This is a genomic window from Pseudoalteromonas sp. A22 (assembly GCF_018141345.1).
Taxonomy (GTDB): Bacteria; Pseudomonadota; Gammaproteobacteria; order Enterobacterales; family Alteromonadaceae; genus Pseudoalteromonas; species Pseudoalteromonas maricaloris.
Window position 1 is genome coordinate 3,460,306 of the sequence record NZ_CP047238.1, and the last position, 25,667, is coordinate 3,485,972.

The following is a 25,667-nucleotide window of genomic DNA, read 5'->3' on the forward strand; positions in this document are numbered from 1 at the left end:
CGTAACGCTGACAAAAGTATCAGCGAGTCAATGAAAGTTAGTAAGTTTTAACTGGTAAAGCCTGTAATTAACAGGCTTTACGCATTTTTCACAGCTTAAATTTTCGGCTCAAATTGTACCTTTAAAATTGTTTTTGCATAAATTTCGTGCAAATTATCTGAGCTCTCAGGTTGTTATCAAATGTCAACCCATAAAGTTCAAAAAAAAAGCAATTATGTTCAATTTATAACCTTTGATTTTTGCGAAAAAAACCGTAAACTTAGCGCCCCTTGAGGTAAGGCGGATTAAACTGTAGTGCGTATTGGTCCATACCAACTTGAAAACAATCTTATCGTAGCACCAATGGCTGGGATCACCGACAGACCGTTTCGACAACTGTGTCGACGTCTAGGTGCTGGGCTTGCGGTATCAGAAATGTTGTCTTCAAATCCAAAAGTGTGGAAAACCGATAAGTCGCAAAATCGCATGGATCACAGCGGTGAATCGGGCATTCGCTCGGTACAAATCGCAGGAGCAGATCCTGAGTTGATGGCGCAAGCAGCACAATTTAATGTCGCAAACGGTGCGCAGATCATAGATATCAATATGGGCTGCCCCGCTAAGAAAGTGAACAAGAAGCTTGCAGGCTCAGCATTGTTGCAATATCCAGAGTTGGTTGACGAAATCGTAACCGCTGTGGTTGCTGCCGTTGACGTACCTGTGTCGTTAAAAATCCGTACAGGATGGGACACAGACAATCGTAATGGTGTTGAGATTGCTCGCATAGCTGAACGTCGAGGCATTGCTTCGCTAGCCGTGCATGGCCGTACAAGAGCATGTATGTATAAGGGCGAAGCTGAATACGCCACGATCAGAGAAATTAAACGTTCAGTATCTATTCCTGTGATAGCAAACGGTGACATTACGTCTCCTGAAAAAGCGAAACAGGTGCTGGAATACACGGGCGCAGATGCCATTATGATTGGTCGAGCCGCCCAAGGTCGTCCTTGGATTTTCCGAGAAATAGACCATTATTTGCAAACCGGTGAACATTTGCCAGAACCTGAAATAGCAGAGGTTCGAGCAATATTGATGGAGCACTTAGTAAATCTTCATCAATTCTATGGTGAGCCAATGGGAGCGCGCATCGCACGCAAGCATGTATCTTGGTATTTGCAGGCCCATGACCAAGAAGGTCAATTTAGGCGAGTATTCAATGCCTTGGAGACGCCAGAAGCGCAAATCGAGGCATTAGAAGACTATTTTGAAACATTAGGGTGAATGAATTTATTCATCCTTCAGGCTAACTAAGAAAGAGACATAACGATGTTCGAACAAAATGTGACTTCTCCATTTATTACTAACGCTCATGTTCAGTCACAAGAGAAACCGCAACCTTTGCGCGATGCAGTTAAAAAAGCTGTACATCACTACCTAAAGCAGCTTAATGGTCAAGACGTACAAGACGTTTATGAGTTAGTTCTTTCTGAGCTTGAAGCACCTCTACTTGAAGAGGTTATGACTTATACTCGTGGTAACCAAACTCGTGCAGCGATCCTTTTAGGCATTAACCGTGGCACACTTCGCAAGAAGCTAAAAAAATACGGCATGAACTAAGCACTGCTAGTAAAATTTAGTTGATAAAAAAGCACCTTCGGGTGCTTTTTTATTGTTTAAAATTCAGCATCTAGCGGACATTTATCCTTTTCATATCGCACTTTTCTCATGTTTATCTCGCCTTTTAACATCGTCATCTTAACAATAATGCGCTAAAATACCGGCTTTCTAAGCTAGCCCTTAACTAATCATTGAGGAAACCTGAACCATCATGGATATACATCGTCCAATTCGTCGCGCCCTACTAAGCGTGTCAGATAAAACCGGTATCGTTGAATTCGCCACAGCACTTGCAGCTCAAGGCGTAGAAATTTTATCAACTGGCGGTACTTGCAAACTACTTGCAGACAACGGCATTAAAGTAACAGAAGTATCTGATTACACTGGCCACCCAGAAATCATGGATGGTCGCGTTAAAACGCTTCACCCAAAAGTGCACGGCGGTATCTTAGGACGTCGCGGTCAAGACGAAGACGTCATGACTGAAAACAATATTTCTGCAATCGATATGGTAGTAGTCAACTTATACCCCTTTGCACAAACTGTTGCGAAAGCTGACTGTAGCCTAGAAGATGCAATCGAAAATATCGATATTGGTGGTCCAACTATGGTTCGTGCTGCGGCTAAGAACCACAAAGACGTGACCATTGTTGTAAATGCGAATGACTACAGCCGCGTCATTGAAGAAATGAAGTCGAACTCTGGCTCTACAACATACAAGACACGTTTCGACCTTGCTATTGCGGCCTACGAGCATACCGCTCAGTATGACGGCATGATTGCCAACTACTTCGGTAAAATGGTTCCGGATTATACGGAAGAAGCAGCAGAGGAAACCAAATTCCCTCGCACTATCAATATGCAATTCACCAAGAAGCAAGATATGCGCTACGGTGAAAACTCGCATCAAGACGCTGCTTTCTATATTGAGAACAACATTGAAGAAGCATCCGTCGCGACAGCTAAACAACTTCAAGGTAAGGCGCTGTCTTATAACAATATCGCTGATACCGATGCCGCACTTGAGTGTGTTAAAGAGTTTGATAAGCCGGCTTGTGTTATCGTAAAACACGCAAACCCTTGTGGTGTTGCGGTAGATGAAAACATTCTTGCCGCCTATGACCGCGCATTTAAGACCGACCCAACTTCTGCCTTCGGTGGTATCATCGCCTTTAACCGAGAGCTAGACGGCGACACGGCGGAAGCCATCGTAGCGCGTCAGTTTGTTGAAGTTATCATCGCACCTAGCGTATCAGAAGAAGCCGCACAAATCGTTGCTGCGAAGCAAAATGTACGTTTACTAGAATGTGGTCAGTGGTCAAACAAAACCACAGGTACTGATATTAAACGTGTTAATGGCGGTATCTTAGTACAAGATCGTGATCAAGGTATGGTTGGTTTGGACGACCTTAAGGTGGTTTCAAAACGTCAACCTACAGAGCAAGAACTAAAAGATCTACTGTTCTGCTGGAAAGTCGCTAAATTTGTTAAGTCCAACGCGATTGTTTACGCCCGTGATGGTATGACTATTGGTGTGGGCGCAGGCCAAATGAGCCGCGTATACTCTGCAAAAATCGCAGGGATCAAAGCCGCAGACGAGAACCTAGAAGTTCCGGGTTCTGTGATGGCTTCTGATGCGTTCTTCCCATTCCGTGATGGTATTGACGCCGCTGCAGCTGCGGGTATCACTGCGGTTATCCAGCCGGGTGGTTCAATGCGTGATGAAGAGGTGATTGCCGCCGCTGATGAAGCGGGAATGGCAATGGTGTTTACCGGCATGCGCCACTTCCGCCATTAATCAATAAAGCGCGAAACTTATGAGTTTCGCGCTTTTTGTTTCAGCTAATTTCCAGTATTCTGGCTACAGCATAATCATAACAGAATGAAGGAAGCTAACGATGAATCTAGGTATGAAATCTCTTATCGCTGCTGCAGTATTTACTACTTTAGTAGGCTGTAACGCGACAGAATCCAACTCCAGCCAAGCAGTACCAAGCGCGATTGCAAAAGCCGTTGCTAGCGACAATCGAGCCGAAAAAAATAGAGCCCGAGACCAATATCGCCACCCAAGTGAAACGCTTGCTTTTTTTGGCATTGAACCATCAATGACCGTGGTAGAAATTGCACCTGGTGGTGGTTGGTATAGCGAGATTTTAGCGCCGCTGGTTAAGGGTCAAGGCACCTATTATGCAGCGCACTTCCCTGCTGATTCAGATGTTGGCTACTATCAACGCTCATTAAAAGGCTACAAAGAAAAAGTAGCAACCAACCCAGACTATAGTGAAGTAAAGATCACGGAATTTGCACCAGTGACGCACAGTAATATTGCGCCACAAGGCAGTGCTGACGTGGTACTTACCTTCCGTAATGTGCATAACTGGTACATGGGTAAAGGGGATGAAGGTGTACTTAGCGCGTTCAACGCGTTTAATAAGGCACTGAAACCTGGTGGCATTTTAGGTGTGGTTGAACACCGTCTGCCTGAGCACCGCCAACTTGAGGATCAAAAGTCGTCAGGTTATATGAAGCAAAGTTATGTTATTGATATCGCTAAGCAAGCTGGGTTTGAATTAGTTGCAAGCAGCGACATTAACGCCAACCCGCTAGACAGCGCCAATCATCCAAAAGGCGTCTGGACTCTGCCACCTCGCTTAGCGCTAGGTGATGAAAAAGCAGCGCAATATAAAGCGATTGGGGAAAGCGACCGCATGACCTTAAAATTCAAAAAGCTTTAATAGGAAAATTTCGCCATGAATGTACTAGTCATTGGCAGCGGTGGACGTGAGCATGCGCTTGCGTTCAAAGCCGCACAAAACCCATCTGTAAAAACAGTTTTTGTAGCACCTGGTAACGCAGGTACTGCGCTTGAGCCTAAACTCGAAAACGTGGCTATCAGCGTTGAAGATATCGATGCCTTAGTCGTCTTTGCTAAAGAAAACAATGTGCAATTAACCATTGTTGGCCCTGAAGCGCCACTGGTTATCGGTGTAGTTGATCGTTTCCGTGAAGAAGGCTTAGCTATTTTTGGACCTACTCAAGCGGCTGCGCAGTTGGAAGGTTCAAAGTCGTTTACTAAAGACTTTTTAGCACGTCACGATATTCCAACAGCAGCTTATCAAACGTTTGAAGAGATTGAGCCTGCGCTTGCCTACTTGAAAGCACAAGGAGCACCTATCGTCGTTAAGGCTGATGGTCTTGCTGCTGGTAAAGGGGTTATCGTGGCAATGACCGAAGCGGAAGCGGAAGAAGCTATCCGCGATATGCTTGCGGGGAATGCTTTTGGCGAAGCGGGCAGCCGCGTGGTTATTGAAGAATTTTTAGAAGGTGAAGAAGCCTCTTTTATCGTCATGGTTGACGGCAAAAATGTACTTCCTTTTGCCACCAGCCAAGATCACAAACGTGCATACGATGGTGACAAAGGCCCAAATACAGGTGGTATGGGTGCATACTCTCCAGCTCCTGTAGTCACGCCAGATATTCATGACCGCATCATGGCCGAAGTGATCAATCCAACGGTTGAAGGTATGGCGAAAGAAGGTCACCCTTATACAGGTTTCCTATACGCTGGTTTGATGATCACAGCAGACGGCACACCAAAAGTTATCGAGTATAACTGCCGCTTTGGTGACCCAGAAACACAACCTATCATGTTACGCCTTCAGTCTGATTTAGTTGAGCTAATTGAAGCGGCAAACCGAGAAGAGCTTGATCAAACATCGATTGAATTCGATCCGCGAGCTGCTGTTGGTGTTGTGCTTGCAGCTAGTGGCTACCCAGGTAACTACCCTAAGGGTGATGCTATTTCAGGTCTTCAAGTGAACTACCCTGAAGGTGAAAAAGTGTTCCATGCTGGTACTAAGCAAGATGGCGAGCATGTAGTCACCGCTGGTGGTCGAGTATTATGTGCAACGGCCCTTGGCCACACGGTAACCGAAGCGCAAAAACGCGCCTACTCTCTAGTGAAAGACATTCACTGGGATGGTGTAGAGTACCGCACAGATATCGCATATCGTGCAATCGCACGCGAAAGCTAATTCACATTAAGCTTTGCAAGGCCAGCCCGACGCTGGCCTTTTTCATTTTTACACACTGCGTTTCTAAGTTTGTAATGGTATCCTACCCTTTTATGAGCATTTTTAGGGGCAAAGATGCAAGTACAAGGTACACTCAGCAAGTTAAAGTCAGCGCTTGTTGAACCTATTCAATATCAATTACCCGTGGGTGATAACTTAGTATCACTCAATGACTACTTTGGTAAATCTGTCACCCTTACCTTCACTGGCAATATATTTTGCAGTAGCTGTGGTAAAAAAACCAAAAAGAGCTATTCGCAAGGCCACTGTTTCGTGTGCATGAGAAAACTCGCGAGCTGCGACATGTGCATTATGAAGCCAGAGACCTGCCACTATGATCAAGGCACCTGTCGTGAACCCCAATGGGGCGAAGAGAACTGTATGATCCCGCACTATGTGTATTTGGCCAATACCTCAGGCCTTAAAGTTGGGATCACTCGTCATACGCAGATCCCAACACGTTGGATAGATCAAGGCGCAACGCAAGCACTGCCGATTTTTAAGGTGCAGACCCGTCACCAGTCAGGATTAGTGGAAGTGGCACTGGCTCAGTTTATTGCCGATAAGACTAACTGGCGCAATATGCTCAAAGGCATCAATCCTGAAATAGACCTCAAAGCAGAAGCTGCTAAGCTTATTCCCGAGATCCAAGCAAAGCTCGACGAACTTGCTGAACTCTTTGGTGCAACCGCCATTGAAGTGCTGGACGAAGAAGTGGTTGATCTCACTTTCCCTGTAGAGCAGCACCCGAGTAAAATCAGCTCGTTTAACTTTGATAAAGACCCTGTAGTATCAGGCGTGCTTGAAGGGATCAAAGGCCAATATCTTATTTTTGATAATGGCGTGATCAATATCCGTAAGTTTACTTCTTACGAAATTACCTTCTCTGACGAATAAAATGCATGCCAATCGTCTTCTGTAAGTGGCTTACAGAAGACGTAACCTTGGATTGTATGACAACCAAGCTTGCGCAGGTAACGTTTCTGTACAGGCTTTTCTACGCCCTCAGCTACAACTTGCAGGTTGAGCGCCTTAGCCATCGCCACAATTGCTGAAACAATTTCGCTGTTGCCATATTCATCGGGCACCTTAGCAATAAAACTAGCATCTATTTTTAGGATATCGATGGGCAGTTTAGCCAAGTAACTGAGCGCAGAATACCCTGTACCAAAGTCATCAATCGCCAGTTTTACACCCAGCTCCTTGAGTTTTTTCAAGGTGTACTTAGCCTCAAGCAGATTACCGATAAAGCTATTTTCAGTAAGCTCAAGCTCAAGATACTTGCCGTCGACGTTGTGCTTCTTTAATGCCTGCGCAACACATTGATACAGGTCACCTTGAGTGACATGTGACGCCGAGATATTAATCGCCAAGCGCCTAATCTCAACACCTGCGCGTTGCCATTTAGCCAAGTGCTGACAGGCTTTATCTATTACCCACTGATCTAAGCGAATAATAAGCCCAAGCTCCTCAGCAAGTGGAATAAATTGAGCCGGTGAGATCATCCCAAGATTTGGGTCACGCCAGCGCAGTAAACACTCAACACTGGAAATACGACTGCTGGTTAAGCACTGCAAGGGTTGAAAATGCAGTTCAAACTCATCATTTTCTAAGGCATTCTGAAAACGACTTAGCATGGATAAACGCTCAAATGAGCGTGCATTCATCGAAGCTTCGAATAACTGAAAGGAGTTGCGCCCTACTTCTTTGGAGCGATACATAGCAACATCGGCGTGTTTAAGCAATGTTTCCGTGTCATGACCATCTTCGGGATAAATAGCAGCCCCCATTGAGGCCGTTGCAGCCACCTGCATATCACCAAGTTGAAAGGGGCTCGATAGTGCCATCAACATTTGGTCAGCAAACTCAATGACCTCCGACATGCCATTCACTTCGCTCAGTAGCACAACAAATTCGTCGCCACCAAGTCGCGCTAAGGTGTCACCTTCGTTCAGAATAGACTTTATCCGCTCGCTAACCTGTACCAATAACTCATCTCCGGCGCTGTGGCCAAGAGAGTCATTCACTTCCTTAAAGCGGTCTAAATCTATAAACATCACACTGAGTTTTTGCTTGTAGCGGTGCGCTGATGCCAATGCCATAGAGAGTCTGTCGTAAAATAAGCGGCGATTAGGCAGCCCAGTCAATTCATCAAAATAGGCTAAGCGAGCAATTTTTTCTTCAGCATTTTTACGCTCCGTAATGTCACTAAAAATGGCTGCGTAGAGCATGTCGTCACTGTACGGCTCTCTGATCTCAATAATCGTAAGCCATTCAACATAAATCTCACCGCTCTTTTTACGATTGCAGATCTCGCCCTGCCACACACCTGTTTCTCTGAGCGTTTGCCACATGCTCTGATAATAGCATTCATCATGTAGCCCAGAGCTCAATATGCTTGGGTTTTTCCCTAGTACTTCGTAATCTTTGTAGCCGGTAAGCGCACTAAACGCTGGGTTGATCTGGATTATTTCACCTGAACTTTTGGTGATCATAATGCCATCGAGAGAAGCATCAATGATGCGGTTAGCTAGATAAAGATTCTTCTCCGATTTTTGCAGTGCAATATCACGTTGTACTAGGACTTTTTCCAGTTCGCTACAATACGCAGTTTCAATTTCAGTCAGAACATTTTTGAGCGCCAATAACCCTATCACTTGTTGCGAGTCTGGGGAAGTCACTACCAAATGACGAATGGAGTTTACCGTCATCAGCCGATAAGCATCGAATAGGCTGTCTTTTGGCGTCATGGAGAGCATCGGATAGCTGGCTAATTGCCAGCAAGGCTGACGCCAATCAGGATTGAGAATAATATACGCAATATCACGCTGAGTAATAATGCCATACTCATTTAATTCACGGTTATACACCAGCACAGCGGTAAGCTTAAGCTCACGCATATTATTGATAACATCAGAGACGCAGTCTTCACTGTCTAAAATCACAATGCTCGAGTCAAAGTGTTGCTCAATTGGTCTAAAATGCAAATAATGGTCGAGCCCTTGACTGCGCACAATATCGGATAAAGAGACCACACCACAAGGTAGATTATCCGAGTCCACCACGAGTAAGTGACGGATCCCTAGTTGGTGGAACTTGACCGTCGCCTCACTCAAGGTTTTATCAATTTGAATTTTTTGCACCGGTGTAGTCATCACTTCCCGGATCGACACCTGGGCAAAGTCAGGATCGTTAAAGTTGAGTTTAACGCAATCCGACTCAGTCCAGATACCAATAATGTCATCGGCACGGGTAATAAAGATCGAGCTCACTCTGCTCGCTCGCATTTGCGCAACCGCATCATATAGACTGGTTTGCTCATCGCAACATAACAAGCTATTGGTAAATACTTCTTTGATCTGTAACTGACGTGAATCACCAACCATAAGCACACTCTCGCAATATTATTCCAATTTGAAGTATACTGGGCGACACTTTTGATAACTTGACCAAGAACAAATTATGGCGATAAAAACCTATCCTTTATTGCTGGTATTAGACCAAAGTATAGAGTTTATCGAAGATGAAAAAGCACTTAGAGATGCAACACATCTGCTCGATGATGCGTCACTCAAGCGGTTAATTCTAGTATACCCAAACGATTGCTGCAGCAACGTACACGGTGCGCCCGTGCAGTGTATTGATTTGAAATATTTAACCGAATTAGTGCAACAATATCTCGTTGACGAAGGCCAGTGTTGCGTGAGCAAAATCCAACTGAGCACTACTCAGCAGGCTTTTGATTTATTAAGTCTAAGCTAACCGGCTTCAACCAACGCTTTGATATGTGTCACGGCGCTGCGGCCTAAAGAAGAAAGATCATAGCCCCCTTCTAAGTAGGAAATAATCCCCAAACAGTCCGATGAGTTTGCAAACTCAACCACTTGCTCAGTAAACCACTGGTAATCTTGTTCAACAAACTTGAGCCCACCCATATCATCCTCTAAATGACCATCAAACCCTGCACTGATAAAAATGAGCTGAGGTTTAAATGATTGCAGCTTAGGTAACCATTGCTGCTCCACCAAGGCTTTTAAGTCTGTACCGTCCGCTCCCGCACTCAAAGGGGAATTGATAAGTGTTTGATGATTCTCAATCGCGGTATTTGGATAAAAAGGGTGTTGGAATAAAGAGCAAAGTAACACGCTATGATCGTCTTTGAAAATATCTTGTGTGCCATTACCATGATGTACATCGATGTCCAATATAGCCACCCGCTCTACGCCCTTTGTCTTGGCATAAGCGGCGGCAATGGCAACATTATTAAAGACACAAAATCCCGATGAAGTACTTTGATTGGCGTGGTGCCCAGGAGGTCTAACAGAACAAAATGCAGCATCAAGTTTACCTGCAACCACTTCGTCCACCGCAAGTATTCCTGCGCCGACAGCGCGTTCAATCGCTTTCATAGAATCAGGACAAAGCCAAGTGTCGCCGTCTAACTCGGTTAACCCTTTATTAGGGATTTTATCCATTACTTCTTTGATCATGGCTTGATCATGAACCAATGCATAGTGTGAGGTATCGGCTTTCAGCGCCGTTTTGTGCTCAATGGCGATATCAAGTCCAGACGCTAGCAACCTGTCTGATATCGCATCTAACCTCGCAGGACACTCAGGATGTTCCTCGGTCATTTTATGCTTGCGGCAATATGGATGAGTAATAATTGCAGTACGCATAACGAATATACATCCTATGTTAGTTTGCGACGTGGTTGATTTAAGTAGCTATCCTTTCACTATATCAAAGCCACATAGTTGTGGCTTTGATACTTTGGTATATCCTAATGCTGGATTTCTTTCGCCTTTAAATCCAAGTTATGAAAATCGAAACTAAAGTCGGTTATTTCCGGATTAACAAATTCCATTGCAGCAGACTCAACCCGTTGTGATTTATCCATCACAAAATTGATGTAAGCATCTGCTTCAAGTAATGGCTCATCCCACCGTACCACAAAGGTGTTACCGGTTAGGTGCTCAAGCTTCCCTTTTAAGCGCTTCGTGTGCGTAAAATCAATGCGCAGTTCCTTATCGAGCTTTTCCACTACCACATCGCCATACCAAGCGCTATTTAGTGTTCCCGTGTAGTTGTTTAATGGTAAAGCGGGCTGTGGTTTTGCAACTTCGATTATCCCAGCTTTGGCATATTTTTCTTGTTGCGCCTTGAAGTAATCATCGGCGATGATCTGCACCCAGTCTTTATCTTCTAGGCCAAGCGCATCTTCAAACACTTCATTAATAATCGCGGAAAGTGCGGGGTATTTTTGTTGGTTTGATAAGACCACCACCCCCAATTTTTTCTCTGGGATCATCGCCACTTGCGACACCATACCTAAAATCCCACCGCCGTGACCTACCTTTTTATAACCAAAGTAGTCTTCTACCGCCCAGCCAAGGCCGTACCCTCTAAACTGCTGGTGGTATACTTCTGCGGCTTTTGCTGCGGGAATACGCGTAATGTGTGGATGCCACATTTGCACTTGTTGCTCTTGGCTAAATAGCTGCTCGCCAGAAGGTAAGCGACCACCTGCAAGCTGAGTTTGTAACCACTTGGTCATGTCATCCACGTTAGACGCAATAGCGCCAGCACCACGGAAATCTTCTAGGTAGTTAACAAAGAACGGTGTAAGTTTGCCATCCATCGGAATATGGCCAGTCGCCCAATTACTATTGTTAGCCGGGATCCGAGAGAATCCAGCCTTTGAGTCATCCATATCCAACTTGGTAAACATTTCCTGCTCAACAAAATCGCGCCAATCTTTACCACTAACTCGGCTTACGACTTCTCCTGCAACAACAAACATCAAATTGTTATAGGCGTAATGACTACGGAAACTTGAATCCGGTTTGAGATGTGAAATACCTGCCAGCAATTCAGTCATGGTTTTATCAGTATCAGGCCAGATCATAAGGTCACCCGCCCCAAGACCCAATCCGCTTCGATGACTTAATAAATCGCGGATCGTCATCTCTTGAGTAACATAACTATCGTAAAGCTTAAATTCTGGAATGTATTTGGTGACTTTGTCATCCCAACTCAGTTTGCCTTGATCTATCAACATCGCCAGCGCTGCTGCCGTAAATGCTTTGGTGTTAGATGCAATACCAAACAAGGTATCCGCATTGACCTTGGCTGGCTTATTTAAATGCGTCACTCCGAAGCCCTTGATCATCACAACCTTACCATCTTCTACGATACCAATTGCCAAACCTGGAATATTAAACTTTGTCATTGCACTTTTTACCGCAGCTTCAACATCCTGTTGATTTACTGCCGCGCTTGCCTGTGCACTAAGAAAACTCGCAGCAACTAGGCCTGAGGTTAATAGCCATTGTTTTATTTTCATTATTTTTCCTTGGTTTTTTGCCACAACCAATCATGATGTTACCAGTCAAGCTTTGAGATTTAACTTCGTAATATCACATTGATAGATGGCTAATTCTTGTTGTTGTCTGTCACTATTATTATCTGTAACGTGTGATTGCGCCGAAATTGCCTGTAAATAGCTGGTCGGAAACTGATGCTCCTTTGCCCCGGCCAACACATGATGTACGTACCAATCGAAAGGTAATTGATGTTCCACAAAGGTGTTAGCAATATAGCACCAGGCGTCCACCATACCGCCATCTAGCCTTTCAACTGGCAAGCAATGACAGCTGTAACGCTCCCCTTCAATGTCATCCAAACGCGCTTTTTCTTGCTCATCCAACGCATACAAAACGCCATAAACATGGCTATTTGCCTTAATGCTCGGCGTAATACTGCACTTGGCTGAACCATCGGTGCTCAACATATCAAAAGTCAGCCGATAGCCATGCAATTTTCCCACTCCAAGTAGCTTCGCTTGTGGTAAGCGAGCGAGCAGGCGTGCGGTCGACATATTTGAACCAAAACTAAAGTTAATAATGTTTTTGTCACACATTAGATCACCAATCTTACTGCAAGCAGTAACATGATCACACCGATCCCGCGATCAAACCAATGTCCTGCACGACGAAAAAATTGTCTTACCGTTGTTTTTGATAAAACTAAAGATAAAAACGAAAACCAAGCCCAGGTAGCCAACGCCATATAAACACCGTAAAACAACTGCACACTGCTTGGTGTGGTTGGCTCAATCACTAAGGTAAAAAGCGATAAGAAGAACAGCGTTGCTTTAGGATTTAAGGCATTGACCAAAAAACCTCGTTTTAATGCAGTCCAATTAGACTCAGTAACAGCGTGTTCAGTGATATTTTCTTGCTCTGAATTGGGTTTTGCATACCGCAACGCTTGGACACCAAGGTAAGTGAGGTAAAGCGCGGCTAAGTATTTTACTGCTGTGAACAAGGTTTCAGATTGAGATAGCAGTAACGCAACTCCCAATAAGCAATAACTGACATGTACTAAAATACCAAGGCCAACCCCAAAACTTGTCCAAAGGGCGTTTGCTCTACCCTGCTGTACACTTTGTTTAAGCACTATCGCAAAATCGGGACCGGGACTTGCGACAGCAAAAAAATGTGCCAGCGCAATTAAAATAAACTCATCAAGATAAACGAGCATGTGCATGCTCCTGTAAGGCCAGTAAATCACCACGCTCTGAGTTATCCATTAGAGTATTAATTTGCTTTTTCGCCTTTTTATACTGACTTACAAGATGTGACTTAAGATGCTTATGACCATCTTTCACCCCTTTAAAATGACATACTAGGGCATGCACAAAAACACTCTGCTGCTCCGTCAGTGCAGCTTTTCGGTTGGCATATTGGTTGTAGCAAGAACCACATCCTCCCCTAAAGTGATATACGGTATTAGACACCATGACCCCAAAACCAAAAAAGCTCGCCAGCACATCACAAGCCGCGTCTAATTGCGCTTCCCCACCTGGAGGTAACACGCCACGCTGTAAAATTAAAATTTTTGCCATAACACCTGCGTAACTGGCGATCAGATCTTGAGGCTGATTTATTTGATTGGGATTATAAGAAATCAAAATAGGCGCAGCCGCTTCAGCGATGACCGCTTGCTCACCGCGCCAACGCCCTGCAATGTTTAACTTAGTCATGCTGGTCGACGCGAGCATGCGTTCAGGCGCAACCAAAGTGATTGGCCACTGTTGTAATCCCGCATAGGACTTTACTCGGGAGAAAACCACTGCCGCCATCTCTTCAATACTGGATACCGGCTCAGGAAAACAACTGGGAGTCGGAGTAATGATCTGCGTTTCATTTAAAAAGTACTCGCCATCAAAATGCTCAAATGCCCAGACAAAGGTATCAATTAACCATTGGGTTTCTTCATCGCTAAGCAAAGGTGAGACTTTAAATAAGGACAGCATGCTAATAATTCACTCTTTTCTGGAATAACCCCTGATAAATAGCATAAACTCTGAGCCTAATGCAAAAACATGGAGTTTCACATGCCACACTTTATTCTCGAACACTCAGCTAATTTGCCAATTGACACCGAGGCATTAGTATCACAGGTGCAGCAATTTGCCTGTGCAAGTGGCTTGTTTGATCCAACTTCCGTCAAAACCCGTGCTGTTGCTTTTGAGCATTTTCAGTTAGGTGATGGCAAACAAGGATTTATTCACCTACAGATCCATATGATGGCTGGTAGAACATTAGAGCAAAAACAAATACTCACGGAAGGTGCTCTAAAGCTTTTGCTCGCAAAGGTCGGGGAGCATTTTGCTCTCAGTGTCCATTGCTATGATTTATTATCCGATATTTACCGCAAAAACTAATTTATTATTCGAGTTATTTAGCTATGAAATTTCCATGTAGATTGGAGAAATTTTTGAGCCACGTTGCAGAGATGCCGCGCAGCAAGGTCAAAATTAATATTAAAAAAGGTCTAGTTACCGTTAATGGCAATGTCGTCAAAAAAGGCGATATCCAAGTCACCCCAGCAGACCACATTACTTTCGATGGCAATCGCCTAGAGTATTTGGGTTTACGCTACTATATGCTAAACAAACCGCAAGGTTATGTATGTGCAAATAGTGATGAATTGCACCCTACAGTATTCGATTTAATCGAAGAACCTAACTTAAAAGATTTTCATGTTGCAGGTAGACTGGACATCGATACGACGGGTTTGGTTCTGCTCACTAACGATGGTGATTGGTCTCATCAAATCACCTCGCCGAAAAAACAAAAGTTTAAAACTTATGTACTAGAAAGTCGCGATGAACTCACTGAAGAAGCGCTAACACAGCTTGAGCAAGGCGTTGAGTTACACGGTGAAAGACAAGCAACCTTGCCAGCAAAAGCGGAGCTTATTGATAAATTTGCACTACGCTTATCTATTTGCGAGGGAAAATATCACCAAGTCAAGCGCATGCTTGCCGCAGTTGGCAACCAAGTAGTTGAACTCCATAGAGAAAACATTGCAGGAATCGAACTTGATCCAACCCTTGCTGAGGGGGAATATCGCCCGTTAACTGATGAAGAAATAAGCATAATTAATGCAAATTAGTCGTCACCCTTAGGTAGTATGAGTAAATATCATCTCAAAATAACCCGCATAGGGCATTAACCTACTTACAAACTCCCCCTAAACATGCTAAATCATGTAATGAGAGTATTTTTAGGGGGCGATCCTGTGTTTTCTAGTTTCACATTAAAAGCAAAAATAATTACCTTTGCCGCCGCAATATTTGTTTCATTACTTGCCGTTGCCTTTGTAGGTCTTCAAGCTCTACGCCATGCCAGTGAAAGCGATAATATTGCGCGTATCAACCAATTAATGAAAAGCACCGTTAATATTGTTAAACAGTTTGAGCACTTTGCAGAGCAAGGAAAACTGACTGAGCAACAAGCAAAAGAGATGGCAATTCAAGTTTTAAGAGAAAATAAATATCATGACTCTGAGTATGTGTATGTTGTTAATGATAAAATGGACTTCGTAGCAACACCTCATGACCCCCAACTACATAACACCAGCTTTAATGACTTTGAAGATGCTGACGGCAAAAGCATAGGCAGCATGGTAAAGCGTTTAGTCGGTAACCAATTTGATCGGATCATTACCTACAATTGGACCTCATTACGAAATGGAGAAGTTGTCGACCTGACCTCAGTGGTTCAAAAAACCCCAGGGTTTGGCTGGTATGTCGGCACTGGTATTAGTTATAAAGAAGTGAACGAGCGCTATTGGGACACCGCAATCTGGTTAGTTGCACTTTCTTTAGTGGTTGCCGTTGCATTAACCACCGCACTTGCGCGGTTTGGCCTGTCTTTGAATAACAAACTTGGTGCGGAAATCAATGATGTGCTCGAAATAGTAAAGCATGTTTCAAGAGGAAACCTGACTACACCAATCAATACTGCTGACTGTCAAGATTATAGTATTCTCGCAGCTATGGCCTATATGCAAGGCGGACTAAGAGGTGTAGTTGAAGGACTTAAGGAAGCAACCAAGGCGCTACAAAACCAAACATCAGACAGCGAGGTACGATCAGTAGAACTTGAGAATCTAACTCGTAGTTTAAATGCAGAAACTCAAATGGTGGCTTCAGCAATTACCGAGCTCACAGCATCAGCACAAACCGTAGTCGAACATGCCGAGCAAGCTGCAGATTCAGTTCAAGAGGCTGAAAAGCAAGGTAATGCAGCCGACAAACTGACAGCTCAAGCAGCGACTGAAATTGCATTATTAGAGCAACAAATTGACAGCGCTGGTAATAACATTCAAGTGCTAGATGAAGAAGTATCTAATATCGCCAATGTACTTACCGTAATCCAATCTATCGCCGAGCAAACCAATTTACTGGCTCTCAATGCTGCGATAGAGGCAGCACGAGCTGGAGAGCAAGGACGAGGCTTTGCTGTCGTAGCGGACGAGGTCAGACAGCTTGCTCAGCGCACTCAAAGCAGTACAGAAGAGATCCGTACCATGATCACTAAACTGCAAAGTGCGACTCAAGATGCGAAGGCTTCGGTAAGCTTGAGTATTGCAACAAGTGAAAAGACAGTAAGTATGTCGTCTAAAGCATCCCAAGCGCTTGTGCAAGTCGCCGATTCTTTAAAATCTATATCGCAAATGAGTCATCAAATAGCTCAAGCAGCCAAAGAACAGTTGGATGCAGGAGAAGATACAGCTAAACGCGTCGTTATTATTTCTGATACCGCTTCGCAAACGGCTAGCGTCTCAGAAAAAGCACATAAAGCAACCGATACGATTAAATCATTATCCGGAAATCTAGAGCTTGAGATGGCTAAATTCAAGGTGTGAAAAATTAATTTTATCTTTACTTTTCAGACCATTAGAATAGTGTAAATATATCTAAACTATTATTTTAAAATTTTCTTTAATTTTTCATTCACCTTGTGTTTATTTGGTGTTAAGTTTGTACCTGTCGGGAGTGTCGGTTGAGTAGTCTGGCACGGCTCTCCTGAAGTTGTGAGAATCACAATAAAAGATAAATCCAATACAATTTGATCACTTGGTATTCAAGTGTGTTCAATAAGGACTATGATAATGCAAAAGCTAAATTTGAAAGAATGCAAAAAAGTTTCTGGTGGCGGTATTTTTGAACCTGAATTTCCACAACAAAAAAGCCAAGAGTCTCAAAAGAAAGACTAAGTTTTAGATTGTCAAAAAAAATGAAAAAGAACTTTTCAATAAGAGATCTACTTCTTCCTTACGCTGTTATCGGAGTAGGTCTTTTTGTACTATATGATATTAGGTATCACTTCTTTTTAATTTACATTATGACGATCTCTGCAATTTTGGTGGTGGGGATTCGGCTGAAAGACATTAACATTTCCACTTTAGCTATTCTGGTTGCAATTCCTTTTTCTCTCGAAGTCATTGTTTTTTCATCCGGATTAATTAGCTTATCTTCAACCGAAAGCAGTCGCTTACTCCAAAATAGCATTATTTTTGGCGTACATTTTTTAATAAATTTATCAGTTGTCTTCCCTTTAACGCATCGAGTTGAATTAACTAAAAAGCTTTTTCCTAAGGCAAAAGTGAGATTTACCTTCGCAGATTCCATCTTACCTTGGTTGGCAATTTTAGGGGTATTTATGAGTTTTGCAGGACTTGTTGAAAACTATTTAAGACATGCTAAAGGTGTAAACAGTACTATCTTCTTCTACAGTTTTGACGTTAGTGGCTACATTATTTACGCTTCCAATTGTGGCGTCCTACTTGTTTTAACTGCCTTAACGTATAAAGAGGAATACGACTATGCGCTGCCAAGCTTACGCAAAAAGCGTTAATCTTCTGTAAAATACGGATTCACCAAGTTTATAGTTGCGCTTGTAAACTGTTTATCTAAACCATACTTTTGTTTTAAAGTTTGTAACTCTCCAGACTCTTGAAGTTTGGCAAGCCCTTCTTCCAAAGCCTTTGCCAGCGCTTGCTTGTCTTTATTTACAAAGAAGTAAAAGGCGGTTGAATACGATAGATGAAAATCAGGTACGATCATGAGGTTCTCGTTATTTTGTGCGATTAACTCTGAATTTGCCTCAATCACCGAGCGTGGAAAATAATCCGCTTTCTTATCCGCAATCAAATTAAACATAGTTTGATAATCAGAAATCGGTCTGACCTTAAGGCCGTTATAGCTTAGAATTTTGGTATCAGGCCAATCGTGCCCCTGAACTGCGGTAAAACGCTTTAATTCGTTAAGTGACCGAACTGCTTTTATGGCTGGATAAATATCTTTATGAACAATCAGCACACGTTTACCAATAAGTCCATCATACAAGGGGACCTTAATAGGAATAGCAATTTGCTCACGAGCAGGACTGGTCATCGACCAATGTAAATCAACCTTACCTCGGCTTAGTGCCATTAGCGTGCGCTGTTGATGAGGATGGATTTTGATGTGTTCAATTTGAGCTGAGTACTTAGCAGCCGCCAGCGCCTTTTCTAGTAATTCGTAAAGATAAAGATCGCGATCGTACAAGGTTCGCGCTTCTTTCGCGACATAGATTAAATCGGGGGTTTGCGCCGCTATGCAAGCACTTTGAAACACCAGAGCAGAGATAATTACACTCAACTTTAACTTCATCGCACAACCCTCTTTTAGGGGAAACAATACTACAATCAAGAGTATTTTTACGGATTGCTATTACTATTGCGTAATTAAAAATATAGTCAACCTGCATTTTCCAATCGTACAGTCGATACCGTAGGCTTGCGACGGTTACATACAAATAAATAGCTATTACGATAGCGCTTTGCTTCTTTCTTAGCATCCGTTGCTAAAGCTGCAACTTGGTGCGAATTGATACAGTGTTGTAAATCTGGTCTCACTAAACCAATCGATAAAGTGAGTAAAGGTACAAATTGCTTTTGCCCTTCACGATTTGTTGCCCAGTAACCGCCAGCACTAACATGCTCGGGAGTAAAAAAGGCTTTTGATTTAAGCTCAAACTGAGTGATGATCTCATGACACAACACTTCTGCATCATTATTATCGAACACCACCATAAAGTCGTCGCCCCCGATATGCCCAACAAAACTTGAGCTCTGTGCACATACATCAACTGTCACCTCGGCAAGTAGCTTAATCACGCTATCGCCACTGGCATATCCATATAAATCATTAAACTGCTTAAAATGATTAAGGTCGATATATGCAAGAGAAAAGTCATGATGTGAACGTAACCTTTGCTCTATTGCCTCATTTATCGCGACATTGCCCGGCAACATGGTTAATGGATTGGCATGTTGAGCATGACGAATTTTTTCTTCTGTGATGTGCTTGAGTATGTCTCTCAAGGGCGCTAAGCCAAGATAACGACCATCTCTAGTAATAATGATATGACGTCGAATATCAAATTCATGGTCGGTTATTTGCTTACTCACCGTATCAAGCTCTTGCTGCTCATCCACCACTAACGGCTGTTTATCCATCAACTTAATCACTGATTTCTTATCGAAGAGCGCATGGCCATATGGTGCCGCAAACACCTCAGTCAGTTGATCTCTGTGTAGCAGCCCAACAGGCTCTCTAGCATCATTAACCACTGCAAGGCTGGTTAGCTTGCGATCTTGTTCAAACAGCCTATGAGCATCGATACATTGCGTACATTCATGGATAGCATTGGCCTCTTTGGCAAGCCAACCGATTGCCATCGACTGCTCAAATTGATTGACACTGGAACGAACTTCCGAATGAAGGGATTTTAACAACGCCAGCTCTGTCGGTGGCTTTCGAGTTGGCTTCGCGAGCAGAAAGCCTTGAGCGTTTACAATACCGAGCTGCTCTATCAGCTTTAGCTCCTCCATCCGCTCAATTCCCTCGGCAATTACTTGAGTGCTAGTGGCTTTAGCAAGCTCGATAATAGACTTTAAAAACTCACGTTTCACCACACTTTGGTCACAATGGTCGATAAAATATCTGTCGACTTTAACGTAGTCAGGGCATAACTCCGACCACTTTCTGAGACCAGAATAACCCGCTCCCAAATCATCAATCGCAATTTGAAACCCAAGTTCTCGATAATGAGTAATTGTAGTTAGTAGCAGATTCGCGTCATCTACTTTGTCTTGCTCAGTCACTTCAATGACGACACGCTTGGGATCGAGCCCATACACTTCTGTAAGATGTCTGGTTTCGCCCTTTGGGTGGCTCGGATCAAGTAACGCTTTTGGACTAACGTTTAAAAATAACTTACCAGGAAGGTTGAGTGAGACGAACTGCTTAATAGCGGCTTCACGACAGATAATCTCGAGTTCTGACAAACGCTCCTGCTTACTCGCGATCGCAAAAAGCTTGTCTGGAGATTCCAACAATGAGCCGGACATGCCACGACTTAATGCTTCAAACCCTAAGATTTGCCGTTTCGCAAGATCGTAGATAGGCTGAAACAGAGTAAATACAGCTTTTTCTTTTATTATTGTATTAAGTACTAACGTGCGCGAAGGATCCACAGCATTAAACTCACTGTAAAAGTATAATCGCGCACGGTAGCAACAGAGTATGACAGATATATGTCAATCGGGTGAAATGTACCCAATTTGCAATTGAATGATTTTCAACCGCTTACTTCAGCGCTCGTTCTACCTGATCAAAGTGTGCAATCACTTCCACAATTTCCATCTCTGCGCTCTTATAGTCTTCAGCGCCACTAAACCCTTTCATCGCAATCGCTTGAACCGTTGCTGGATGCACTAATAAATCTTTTGCATGGTAGCAAACAGGGTCATCAAACTTGGGTAATTTGCCATCTGCGTGATAGCCAGTTTCGATCTCTTCAAGTGGTAAAGTAGGAATGATATCAGCGGCCTTATCCAAGGCATCTAGATAAGTCTGACACTGAGGATACTTGGCCACAAACTCATTAAGCAAAGTTCTAGAAAGCGTCACAAGATCGGCGGATTGTGCTTCAAGTGCAGCAGCATCTTTCTCGATACGAATATCCGCAAGTAAAGTCTCGGCTTGTGCTTTATATTGCGCCAAAGATGAGGTTGCTTCCGTGGGAGCGGACTCTGTGCGTTGTTCTAATTCAGGTTGCTTAGAACATGCGGTCATTAATGTTAATGCGCCAACCGCCATCACAAGTTTGTACATAAGTATCTCCTTTATTGATAACGATTATCATTATATACTACTGTCATTTTTTAGAAACAATAAAATGACGTTTTACAAACAACAAAAAAGCGGCCAAAAAGCCGCTTTCGATTATCACAACAACTTCTGTGATTAAGGCATAGCGTCTAGGTCTGCACCTTCTTTTTCAACTTCTACTGGGATCAAATCTTCTTTGCTAACGCCCATTGCTACTGCAACTGAACTCGCTACATAAACAGAAGAATAGGTACCGATAAATACACCGAACAGTAAGGCCGTCGCAAAACCATGAATGGTTTGACCACCCCATACAAATAGCGCGATCAACACAAGGATAGTCGTGATTGAGGTCACTAATGTACGATTAAGCGTTTGTGTCAGTGAAATGTTGATGATCTCTAAGGTGTCATCAATGCGTACTTTACGGAAATTTTCACGAATACGGTCAGACACAACGATAGTATCGTTAAGTGAGTAACCAATTACCGCCAATATTGCCGCCAAAATCGTTAAGTCAAATTCCAGACCTAAGATAGAGAACAGACCCATTGTCAGTACAACATCGTGGAAGAGTGCAAATACAGCACCTACCGCAAAGCGCCATTCAAAACGAAAAGCAACATAAATCAAGATACAGATAAGCGCGGTTAGCATCGCCAAGCCACCCTGCTCTTTGAGATCTTCACCAACACTTGGACCTACGAATTCAATGCGGCGCATCACCACACTTTCGTCTGCTTGCTTAAGTGCTGCAATAAGCTGGTTACCTAATACCTCAGCTTTCACGTCGTCCCCACGAGGGGCGAGTCGCACTAATACCTCTTGGCTTGAACCAAAAAGTTGCACAGACGCATCGGCAAAACCATTTTCGGCTAATACACTACGTACCTTTGCTAAGTCTGCTGGCTGTGAAAATCCAACTTCAACTGCCGTACCACCGGTAAAGTCCAAACCAAAGTTTAGTCCTTTCACCATAAACGAGCCGATTGAAGCCAAGATCAACAAAGCAGAGAAAGCCATGGAAAGCTTTCTTGCCGACATAAAACGGATAGTGCCTTTTAAGTTTAATAATTGCATGTCCGTCTCCTAGATTGATAGCTTAGTGATACGTCTGCCACCGATGATGGCATTAATAACTGCACGCGTACCAACGATCGCTGTAAACATCGAGGTTATGATACCGATAGCTAAGGTTACCGCGAAGCCTGCAATTGGACCTGTACCAACAGAGAATAGGATCACCGCAGCAATTAAAGTCGTGATGTTGGCATCAAAAATCGTACTAAATGCACTATCGTAACCATGGTGAACGGCTTGCTGCGGACTGCGGCCTTCCGCAATTTCTTCACGAATACGTTCAAAGATAAGTACGTTAGCGTCAACGGCCATACCGACGGTCAATACGATACCGGCAATACCTGGCAACGTCAGCGTCGCGCCTGGGATCATCGACATCACACCCACAATCATGATGAGGTTAGCCGCAAGCGCTAAGTTTGCTACCAGACCAAAGCCTTTGTAGTACAGCAGCATAAAGGCAAGAACAAAAGCAAAACCAAGGACAACCGCAGTCATACCCGCTTCGATATTCTCCTGACCAAGGCTTGGACCTACAGTACGCTCTTCAACGATTTGAATTGGCGCAACCAGTGCTCCTGCACGTAGTAGCAAGCTTAAGTTATGTGCTTCTGCTGGGCTATCAATACCAGTAATACGGAAAGAGCTATTTAAACGCGCTTGAATCGTAGCAACGTTAATCACTTCTTCCACTTTGATTGGTGGTAACGCTTTGCCGTTTTCATCTTTCTTGCCAGATGGTTTGTACTCGATAAAAACCGTCGCCATACGTTTGCCGATAGCACGTTTAGTAAAGGCATTCATTTTTGCCCCACCTTTGCTATCAAGCTTGATATTCACCTGAGGGCGCTGATATTCATCCATACCAGATTGCGCACCTGTGATATGCGTACCTTCAAGAATAACGCGTTTTTTAAGCACAACAGGATAGCCATCTTTATGTGGGATCACTTCAGTGCCAGGAGGAATGCGACCTTGTGCTGCTGCACGCACGTCGGCATTTTCGTCTACTTCACGGAACTCAAGCGTTGCAGTAGCACCGAGGATCTCTTTCGCACGAGCCGTGTCCTGAACACCTGGAAGTTGAACAATTATGCGCTCACCACCTTGACGTTGAACATTTGGTTCAGCAACACCCAGTTGGTTAATACGATTACGAATAATAGTTTCGTTTTGCTTGATAGCGTATTCACGCAGCTCTTTATATTTAAGGTCGCTAAGGCTTGAGAAGAAAGCAAGGCTATCGCTGCTATCATTGATAAAGTCGTTACCCGGGTAACGTTTTCTCAAGAAGCTCATTGCCGCGTCTTTATCTTCTTCCGAACGCATCGTTACTTGTACACGTTCACTATTAGAAACACGACGCACCGAGCGATAACGCAATTTCTCTTCACGTAAATCACTCTTGAAATCTTGCTCCATTTGCTCAAGTGCATTGTCCATCGCCGTGACCATATCCACTTCCATAGTGAAGTGAACACCACCACTTAAATCTAGACCGAGCTTCATTGGGTTTGCACCTAAGTCTTTTAACCACTCAGGTTGTGCCGGAGACATATTGATTGCTGAAATGTAATCGTCGCTTAAGCTATTACGCAAAATATCTTGTGCTTTAAGCTGATCTTCAACATTTTTGAAGCGAACAAGGATTTGACCGTCTTCTAACACAGAAGATTTTACGGCAAGGTTGTTCTTTTGTAGGGTTTCGTTAACTTGATCTAATACACTGAGCGTCGCATCAGCACCTTTTGTGCCAGACACTTGTATAGCCGGATCGCGACCATACAAGTTAGGTGTGGCATAAAGAATACCGATAGCCAACACAGCGAGAACAAGTAAGTACTTCCACATTGGATACTTGTTTAACACTGGGCTATCCCTTTATTGTTATTCTTATAGTGATTTCATTGTACCTTTAGGTAACACAGCTGAAACCGCTGACTTTTGCACTGTCACTTCAGTTTGGTCGTTTAGTGCGATTACAACAAAGTCTTTGTCATCAGCAACTTTTGTGATTTTACCCACTAGTCCACCTTGAGTTAGTACTTCATCACCCTTGCCTAATGCACCCATTAGGTCTTTGTGTTCTTTAACACGCTTGGCTTGTGGACGGTAAATTAAAAAATAAAATACCAAACCAAAAATACCTAACATGATTAGCATTTCCATGCCACCACCAGCAGGTGCTGCCGCAGCAGTGCTAGCATGCGCGTTTGAGATAAAAAAGCTCATTTCACTTCCTCGTTTATAAATTAATTATTTTCTGTCAAACCAACGTCAGCCAACTCTGGCACCGCAATGCCACGGCGCGCATAAAAGTCTTCGACAAATTCATCAAATGTGCCTTCAGATAAGGCATTTCTCATTCCTTCCATCAAACGTTGATAATAACGTAAGTTATGGATGGTATTGAGTCGAGCGCCTAGAATTTCATTACACTTATCTAGGTGATGCAAGTACGCTCGAGAGTAATTCTTACAAGTGTGGCAATCACACTCCGCATCTAGTGGACTGGTATCTGTTTTGTGTGCTGCATTACGGATTTTCACCACGCCACCGGTTACAAATAAGTGACCATTACGAGCGTTACGCGTTGGCATTACACAGTCAAACATGTCGATACCACGACGCACCGCTTCAACCAAATCTTCTGGTTTACCAACACCCATTAAATAGCGTGGCTTGTTTTCTGGCATTTTATAGGCACATTGGTCAAGAATATTGATCATGTCTTCTTTAGGCTCACCAACTGATAAACCACCAAGTGCATAACCGTCAAAGCCGATTTCTTCTAAACCCTTTTGTGACTCGGCACGAAGCTCTGGGTACATCCCCCCCTGAATAATACCGAATAGTGCAGAAGGATTGTCAGCATGTGCATCTTTGGAGCGCTTAGCCCAACGTAAGCTTAGCTCCATCGAGTCTTTTGCTTCTTTTTCTGTCGCTGGATACGGCGTACATTCGTCAAAAATCATGACGATATCTGACCCTAAGTCGCGCTGTACTTCCATCGCTTTTTCTGGAGACAACATGATTTTCTCACCATTAACTGGTGACTTGAACAACACACCTTCTTCCGAAATTTTACGCATTGCACCAAGACTAAATACTTGGAAGCCGCCTGAATCGGTCAAAATCGGTTTATCCCAGTTCATAAAGTCATGCAGATCACCGTGCTGCTTGATGATCTCAGTGCCAGGTCTTAGCATCAAGTGGAAGGTATTTCCTAGACAGATATGTGCGCCCGTTTCTTTGAGCTCATCAGGGGTCATGCCTTTTACTGTGCCGTAAGTACCAACAGGCATAAATGCAGGCGTTTCTACCACACCACGGTCAAAAATCAAGCGACCTCGGCGAGCCTTACCCTGTTTGCTATCTAATTCAAATTTCATTGTTACCTC

Annotated in this window: 24 protein-coding genes; 11 read left to right on the top strand and 13 right to left on the bottom strand. The window is 43.6% G+C overall.

Annotated features, from left to right (window positions below):
- The first annotated feature begins 294 nt into the window (after positions 1 to 294).
- The 6 genes from dusB to GSF04_RS20535 all read left to right on the top strand — a co-directional run bounded on the left by dusB (position 295) and on the right by GSF04_RS20535 (position 6,566).
- Positions 295 to 1,260: a tRNA dihydrouridine synthase DusB gene (gene dusB, locus GSF04_RS20510; RefSeq protein ID WP_211858644.1), complete on the top strand. Its 966-nt coding sequence runs from the start codon at positions 295 to 297 to the stop codon at positions 1,258 to 1,260.
- Positions 1,261 to 1,305: 45 nt separating this feature from the next.
- On the top strand, positions 1,306 to 1,596 hold the full coding sequence (gene fis, locus GSF04_RS20515) for a DNA-binding transcriptional regulator Fis (RefSeq protein ID WP_010374122.1): 291 nt from the start codon (positions 1,306 to 1,308) through the stop codon (positions 1,594 to 1,596).
- A gap of 211 nt (positions 1,597 to 1,807) precedes the next feature.
- Positions 1,808 to 3,394 carry a bifunctional phosphoribosylaminoimidazolecarboxamide formyltransferase/IMP cyclohydrolase gene (gene purH / locus GSF04_RS20520; RefSeq protein WP_211858645.1) on the top strand — a complete coding sequence of 529 codons (1,587 nt, stop codon included), beginning with the start codon at positions 1,808 to 1,810 and terminating at the stop codon, positions 3,392 to 3,394.
- 100 nt (positions 3,395 to 3,494) lie between these two features.
- Positions 3,495 to 4,331: a class I SAM-dependent methyltransferase gene (locus GSF04_RS20525; RefSeq protein WP_211858646.1), complete on the top strand. Its 837-nt coding sequence runs from the start codon at positions 3,495 to 3,497 to the stop codon at positions 4,329 to 4,331.
- A 15-nt stretch (positions 4,332 to 4,346) separates the two neighbouring features.
- The gene (gene purD, locus GSF04_RS20530) at positions 4,347 to 5,630 is read left to right on the top strand and encodes a phosphoribosylamine--glycine ligase (RefSeq protein ID WP_211858647.1); all 1,284 of its coding nucleotides are present in this window, start codon (positions 4,347 to 4,349) and stop codon (positions 5,628 to 5,630) included.
- A 114-nt stretch (positions 5,631 to 5,744) separates the two neighbouring features.
- Positions 5,745 to 6,566, top strand: coding sequence for a DUF2797 domain-containing protein (locus GSF04_RS20535; RefSeq protein WP_130127015.1), 822 nt, complete (start codon positions 5,745 to 5,747; stop codon positions 6,564 to 6,566).
- On the opposite strand, the gene GSF04_RS20540 is transcribed toward GSF04_RS20535, so the two are convergent.
- Positions 6,539 to 9,055, bottom strand: coding sequence for an EAL domain-containing protein (locus tag GSF04_RS20540; protein WP_211858648.1), 2,517 nt, complete (start codon positions 9,053 to 9,055; stop codon positions 6,539 to 6,541). The genes GSF04_RS20535 and GSF04_RS20540 overlap by 28 nt on opposite strands.
- 76 nt (positions 9,056 to 9,131) lie before the next feature.
- On the opposite strand from GSF04_RS20540, the gene GSF04_RS20545 reads away from it, so the two are divergent.
- On the top strand, positions 9,132 to 9,431 hold the full coding sequence (locus GSF04_RS20545) for a DUF4144 family protein (protein ID WP_211858649.1): 300 nt from the start codon (positions 9,132 to 9,134) through the stop codon (positions 9,429 to 9,431).
- Here the strand turns inward: GSF04_RS20545 and GSF04_RS20550 are convergent.
- From GSF04_RS20550 to GSF04_RS20570, 5 genes are all read right to left on the bottom strand, one after another.
- On the bottom strand, positions 9,428 to 10,348 hold the full coding sequence (locus GSF04_RS20550; protein ID WP_211858650.1) for a histone deacetylase family protein: 921 nt from the start codon (positions 10,346 to 10,348) through the stop codon (positions 9,428 to 9,430). The genes GSF04_RS20545 and GSF04_RS20550 overlap by 4 nt on opposite strands.
- 104 nt (positions 10,349 to 10,452) lie before the next feature.
- Positions 10,453 to 12,015, bottom strand: coding sequence for a serine hydrolase (locus GSF04_RS20555; protein ID WP_211858651.1), 1,563 nt, complete (start codon positions 12,013 to 12,015; stop codon positions 10,453 to 10,455).
- A 45-nt stretch (positions 12,016 to 12,060) separates the two neighbouring features.
- Complete coding sequence (locus GSF04_RS20560) at positions 12,061 to 12,591, bottom strand: gamma-glutamylcyclotransferase family protein (protein ID WP_211858652.1); 531 nt, start codon at positions 12,589 to 12,591, stop codon at positions 12,061 to 12,063.
- On the bottom strand, positions 12,591 to 13,214 hold the full coding sequence (locus GSF04_RS20565; protein ID WP_211858653.1) for a LysE family transporter: 624 nt from the start codon (positions 13,212 to 13,214) through the stop codon (positions 12,591 to 12,593). The genes GSF04_RS20560 and GSF04_RS20565 overlap by 1 nt, the downstream gene beginning before the upstream one ends.
- Positions 13,198 to 13,989 carry a hypothetical protein gene (locus GSF04_RS20570; RefSeq protein ID WP_211858654.1) on the bottom strand — a complete coding sequence of 264 codons (792 nt, stop codon included), beginning with the start codon at positions 13,987 to 13,989 and terminating at the stop codon, positions 13,198 to 13,200. The genes GSF04_RS20565 and GSF04_RS20570 overlap by 17 nt, the downstream gene beginning before the upstream one ends.
- Positions 13,990 to 14,070: 81 nt before the next feature.
- Here GSF04_RS20570 and GSF04_RS20575 point away from each other — a divergent pair, with 81 nt between their 5' ends.
- From GSF04_RS20575 to GSF04_RS20590, 4 genes are all read left to right on the top strand, one after another.
- The gene (locus GSF04_RS20575; protein ID WP_211858655.1) at positions 14,071 to 14,400 is read left to right on the top strand and encodes a 5-carboxymethyl-2-hydroxymuconate Delta-isomerase; all 330 of its coding nucleotides are present in this window, start codon (positions 14,071 to 14,073) and stop codon (positions 14,398 to 14,400) included.
- A 23-nt stretch (positions 14,401 to 14,423) separates the two neighbouring features.
- Positions 14,424 to 15,134: a 16S rRNA pseudouridine(516) synthase RsuA gene (rsuA, locus tag GSF04_RS20580; protein WP_039492725.1), complete on the top strand. Its 711-nt coding sequence runs from the start codon at positions 14,424 to 14,426 to the stop codon at positions 15,132 to 15,134.
- 126 nt (positions 15,135 to 15,260) lie between these two features.
- Positions 15,261 to 16,892, top strand: a complete 1,632-nt coding sequence (locus GSF04_RS20585) for a methyl-accepting chemotaxis protein (RefSeq protein WP_211858656.1) — start codon at positions 15,261 to 15,263, stop codon at positions 16,890 to 16,892.
- A gap of 371 nt (positions 16,893 to 17,263) precedes the next feature.
- Complete coding sequence (locus tag GSF04_RS20590; RefSeq protein WP_223193778.1) at positions 17,264 to 17,884, top strand: hypothetical protein; 621 nt, start codon at positions 17,264 to 17,266, stop codon at positions 17,882 to 17,884.
- Here the strand turns inward: GSF04_RS20590 and GSF04_RS20595 are convergent.
- The 7 genes from GSF04_RS20595 to tgt form a co-directional block, all read right to left on the bottom strand.
- Positions 17,881 to 18,681: a transporter substrate-binding domain-containing protein gene (locus GSF04_RS20595; protein ID WP_211858657.1), complete on the bottom strand. Its 801-nt coding sequence runs from the start codon at positions 18,679 to 18,681 to the stop codon at positions 17,881 to 17,883. The genes GSF04_RS20590 and GSF04_RS20595 overlap by 4 nt on opposite strands.
- A gap of 86 nt (positions 18,682 to 18,767) precedes the next feature.
- Positions 18,768 to 20,549: a bifunctional diguanylate cyclase/phosphodiesterase gene (locus tag GSF04_RS20600; RefSeq protein WP_039492731.1), complete on the bottom strand. Its 1,782-nt coding sequence runs from the start codon at positions 20,547 to 20,549 to the stop codon at positions 18,768 to 18,770.
- A gap of 112 nt (positions 20,550 to 20,661) precedes the next feature.
- Positions 20,662 to 21,189 carry a hypothetical protein gene (locus GSF04_RS20605; protein WP_010374160.1) on the bottom strand — a complete coding sequence of 176 codons (528 nt, stop codon included), beginning with the start codon at positions 21,187 to 21,189 and terminating at the stop codon, positions 20,662 to 20,664.
- 132 nt (positions 21,190 to 21,321) lie between these two features.
- Positions 21,322 to 22,266, bottom strand: a complete 945-nt coding sequence (secF, locus tag GSF04_RS20610; protein ID WP_095728065.1) for a protein translocase subunit SecF — start codon at positions 22,264 to 22,266, stop codon at positions 21,322 to 21,324.
- 9 nt (positions 22,267 to 22,275) lie between these two features.
- Positions 22,276 to 24,135 (bottom strand): protein translocase subunit SecD, encoded by a 1,860-nt coding sequence (gene secD / locus GSF04_RS20615; RefSeq protein WP_039492735.1) that lies wholly within the window; start codon positions 24,133 to 24,135, stop codon positions 22,276 to 22,278.
- Between the two features lie 24 nt (positions 24,136 to 24,159).
- On the bottom strand, positions 24,160 to 24,498 hold the full coding sequence (yajC, locus tag GSF04_RS20620) for a preprotein translocase subunit YajC (protein ID WP_010374166.1): 339 nt from the start codon (positions 24,496 to 24,498) through the stop codon (positions 24,160 to 24,162).
- 20 nt (positions 24,499 to 24,518) lie between these two features.
- Entirely contained in the window at positions 24,519 to 25,658 is a 1,140-nt protein-coding gene (tgt, locus tag GSF04_RS20625) for a tRNA guanosine(34) transglycosylase Tgt (protein WP_010374167.1), read from the bottom strand.
- Positions 25,659 to 25,667: the final 9 nt, after the last annotated feature.